Here is a 3,823-nt window from a genome sequence, read left to right as displayed (position 1 = left end):
GAACTGTTCGTTGATATTGGGGGGCCTCCAGGCAGAACCTAGATTTGAATTGAAAGTCAGGTTTCTGGTCAGTGCATATACTCCTCCAAAGAATGCGGAGTAATTGTTGAATCTGAAATCCCTCTCCTGAAGTTCGCCTCGGATTATCCTAGCTGCTTCCACATATCGGGAATCAAATCTCAATCCACCCTCCAATTCCAATGGACCATAGGTAAATTTTTCGATGGCATATATCCCAAGATTGATCATATCAAAATTTGGAATCAAAGGAATGACCCCTGTACCGGGGATGTTGGAGTTGGCTTGTTGCATCACTTGTGCACCTACAACGCCATCCCAGTTTTTTCGGGTCTGATGATTATAACTTAGATCGAGCGAATTGGTGAAAAGCACCATGTCCAAAGATGCTCTATCATTCAATTCACCCCTCCTTAGATCAAATTCCTGCCTATGGTTTCTCTGAAATGAATATTGAAAATTCAGCTTCGAACCATCTTTGAGATGGTAATGGATTTTTGCTTTGACCAGTTGATGGTCAACTTCTTGTTTTGGGTTTTGTATTTCGTATTTAAATTCCGGTTCTCTAAAAGGTCTGCCATTTTCAATAATACTTTCCAGGTCACTGAGATTACCGGTATGGGAGTCAGGTAAGATTCCTATTGTAGTCCTGAAATTACTCACATACAATTCTGTCCCTAATCTGCTGTTACTATATCCGACTGCACCTGAAAAATTTAACTCTTTGACACCGGTATTGCCGAGCATATAATCAGGTGTCTGTAAATTTCCTGCGATTTTTGATGATCCTTGAATCCTATAGCCAAGACCTTTTATCTTCTCAGATCCTCCTGTAAACGAAGCTGCTACGTTTAAACCAAGACCATTGGAAAATCCAATCAGGTCAAGTTCACCTTTTTGTATGGCCTTCACTGGTAATGGTGCTGGATTCACCAGAATCACCCCACCCATCGCATCAGCTCCGAACCTTACCGTTTCGGCACCTTTTACTACCGAAATTTCATTGGCTATAAAAGGATCTATTTCTGGTGCATGGTCGGCACCCCATTGCTGTCCTTCAAGCCGGACGCCATTATTCATGATCAAAATCCTATTACTGTGAAGGCCATGAATAACGGGTTTTTGGATGGTAGATCCTGATGAATATGTATTGAGACCAGGTATTTTACGGATAGATTCACCTAATGACTGTCCCCTGGATGATCTCAACACTTCACCATATATTGAGGAGACTGAGTTTGTGGTAATCAAGGCATCTTGATGTCCATGAATATCAACTCCATCCAATCTAATATCCTCAGCAACCATCCTGAAAGTGTAATTGCTGTTGTTTTTGATCTCAAGTTTTTCGATGTAGTCCTGATGTCCCAAATACTGAATTTTGATGGTATAGGTACCCGGGCAGATGTTGGACACTCTAAAAAGTCCGTTATAGTCAGTGACTACTCCGCTTTCATTTTCCAAAATCAATATAAAAGCCGACTCAATGGGTTCATTGTTTTCAGCGTGAATTACCTTTCCCCTTATGGTCAGGGTACAGAAATCCTGACCTAAAGCATTAAAGGTCAATAGAATAAAGAAAAGTAAAAGAATAAATGGCTTGTACATAAATGAAACTATGTTGCAAAAATAAGGAATTTCGCCCTTTTGGCCTAGCGTTAATGCAACTTTGTTTCAATTTTACATTTAAGAATATAGCTAAAATGAGGATCACTGAGAAAATCTTTCTTCAGGAATTTTTATCTTAATTTTTGTAAGCAATAACGGAGCGAAAATGTGAACCTACAAAAAAATGATTTTATGTTAGGATTTTTGTTTATTATATATTTTTTACATCCCATTGAATATCAATTATATTTTGACTTTATTTGACTATGCCAAATCCTGTTTGGCAGATCTATTTATCTAAAACTTATTCTATCATGATCAAAAAATTCTACAAATTTGTTGTGAAACCTGCTGGAATTGCAGTTTTCGCTCTAGCCTTTTTAACATTCTCCTGTCAGGAAGATGCTGAGTCACCTGTCTTGGAATCCCAAGACCAAATTATGAAATATAAGAATGGTGAAATCATTCCCGGGAGCTATATCGTAGTCTTAAAGCCCCAATCTATAGGTTTTAGGAGGGATGGAAGCTATCAAGACAACCAAGCTTTAATGAGAAAAAGTGCCTCGAGTATTTTGGCTAAATACAGAATTTCTGACCAAAACATAGGGGCAGTATATGCTGTAGCCTTAGATGGTTTTGGGGTGACATTAGATGGGAGCCAATTCGAATTGTTAAAGAATGACCCAACCGTCAGTTATATAGAACCGGACAGGGTGATGACTATCGCGCAAAAAGGTAAGCCAGGGGGAGGTGGCGGTAGTACCGCTCAGGAGATTCCTTGGGGAATAACAAGAGTTGGTGGCTCTGTAAATTATACCGGATCAAACGTGGCCTGGGTTATTGACACAGGAATCGACCTTACCCATCCGGATCTGAATGTCAACACTACTAATGGTTTTACTGCTTTTTCATCAGGAAGAGATGCCAACTTAAATGATGGTAACGGACATGGATCCCATGTGGCAGGTACAATTGCGGCAATAAACAACACGATTGGTGTTGTTGGTATCGCGGCAGGTGCAACTGTAGTCCCTGTTAAAGTTTTGGACTCAAGGGGTTCAGGTTCCTATTCAGGTGTCATAGCAGGAGTAGATTGGGTTGCATCTAAAGGAAAAATTGGAGACGTTGCCAATATGAGCTTGGGCGGGCCCGTTTCTCAGGCATTGGATGACGCTGTTTTGACTGCATCAAATAAAGGAATCATTTTCGTGATTGCGGCAGGTAATAGTTCTGCAAACGCAAATAACTATTCTCCTGCAAAGGTAAACGGTTCAAATATTTATACAATTTCTGCTTCTGACAGTGGCGATAATTTTGCCTCTTTTTCCAACTATGGTAATCCTCCTATCGAATATGCTGCTCCGGGAGTTAGCATCAAATCTACATGGAAAGGTGGCGCTTACAATACCATTAGTGGTACTTCAATGGCAGCCCCACATGCTGCTGGTGTACTTCTTTTGGGAGCAGCTAAAACCTCAGGATTTGTGAAAGGTGACAAGGACAGCACGCCTGACCCTATCATCTCGAGATAATTTTCCAAACAAAGAATATTTCTTAAACCGCCTACTTCACTGTGGGCGGTTTATTTTTTTCAATTCCCACAGAATATCTTCCAATCCGTTGAGTCTGATCTCATAGAGTGTGTGAAGCCACATGCCCAGTTTCCCCTCCGGAAAACCCTTGCCATGTAACCATACCAAATAATGCTCCGGTACATCGCAGAGTAACTTTCCTTTGTATTTTCCGAAAGGCATTGTCTTGGTCACTAAGTCCAATAAGATCTGCTTATCCATTAAGTCCTTTTAGTTGATTAGATTTGAATTCCGTTCTATTTTCAAGACCATAATAACTGCTTTTCTTTTATAAACTGTTCTACATTTGCCATAATTATATTTATTAACAGAATTTTAAACAAATGGAACCCCTATGAAAACATTAATTCTATCATTTTTGATTTTTTTTCAGTTGAGTTTTGTAGCCAATAGTCAAGAACTTACAGGAAGTTGGAAAGGAATGCTAGAAGTAATGGGCCAAAAGTTACCATTGGTTTTTCATTTTGATCTTGAAGGTGAGGAATGGAAAGGAACTATGGACAGTCCTAATCAGGGGGCAAAAGGAATCGCTTTAAGTAAGGTTTTGTTCAATGGATTCATGCTCAATTTTGAATTGGCAGCAGGGGGTATTAGTTACGAAGGAA

3 protein-coding genes and 1 pseudogene are annotated in these 3,823 nt (G+C 39.7%); 2 read left to right on the top strand and 2 right to left on the bottom strand.

Features of this window, described 5'->3' with window-relative positions:
• The coding region (locus ACEW8U_RS02610; RefSeq protein WP_373520476.1) for a TonB-dependent receptor at nucleotides 1–1,626 on the bottom strand (1,626 nt) is incomplete at its 3' end.
• Between the two features lie 314 nt (nucleotides 1,627–1,940).
• Here ACEW8U_RS02610 and ACEW8U_RS02605 point away from each other — a divergent pair.
• The gene (locus ACEW8U_RS02605) at nucleotides 1,941–3,158 is read left to right on the top strand and encodes a S8 family peptidase (protein WP_373520475.1); all 1,218 of its coding nucleotides are present in this window, start codon (nucleotides 1,941–1,943) and stop codon (nucleotides 3,156–3,158) included.
• Between the two features lie 36 nt (nucleotides 3,159–3,194).
• On the opposite strand, the gene ACEW8U_RS02600 is transcribed toward ACEW8U_RS02605, so the two are convergent.
• A complete protein-coding gene (locus ACEW8U_RS02600; RefSeq protein WP_373520474.1) occupies nucleotides 3,195–3,419 on the bottom strand; it encodes a DUF3820 family protein in 225 nt (74 codons plus the stop codon).
• A gap of 133 nt (nucleotides 3,420–3,552) precedes the next feature.
• On the opposite strand from ACEW8U_RS02600, the pseudogene ACEW8U_RS02595 reads away from it, so the two are divergent.
• Nucleotides 3,553–3,823 (top strand): annotated as a pseudogene (locus tag ACEW8U_RS02595) (alpha/beta hydrolase); the annotation flags it as partial.

The organism is Aquiflexum sp., from assembly GCF_041751335.1.
Classification (GTDB): domain Bacteria; phylum Bacteroidota; class Bacteroidia; order Cytophagales; family Cyclobacteriaceae; genus Aquiflexum.
This window is presented reverse-complemented; position numbering and strand designations above follow the sequence as displayed.

What these genes read in the sequence shown, in the direction of transcription:
- ACEW8U_RS02605 (WP_373520475.1), top strand. Translation starts at nt 1,941, where the DNA reads ATGATCAAAAAATTCTACAAATTTGTTGTGAAACCTGCTGGAATTGCA.
- ACEW8U_RS02600 (WP_373520474.1), bottom strand. Translation starts at nt 3,419, where the DNA reads ATGGATAAGCAGATCTTATTGGACTTAGTGACCAAGACAATGCCTTTC.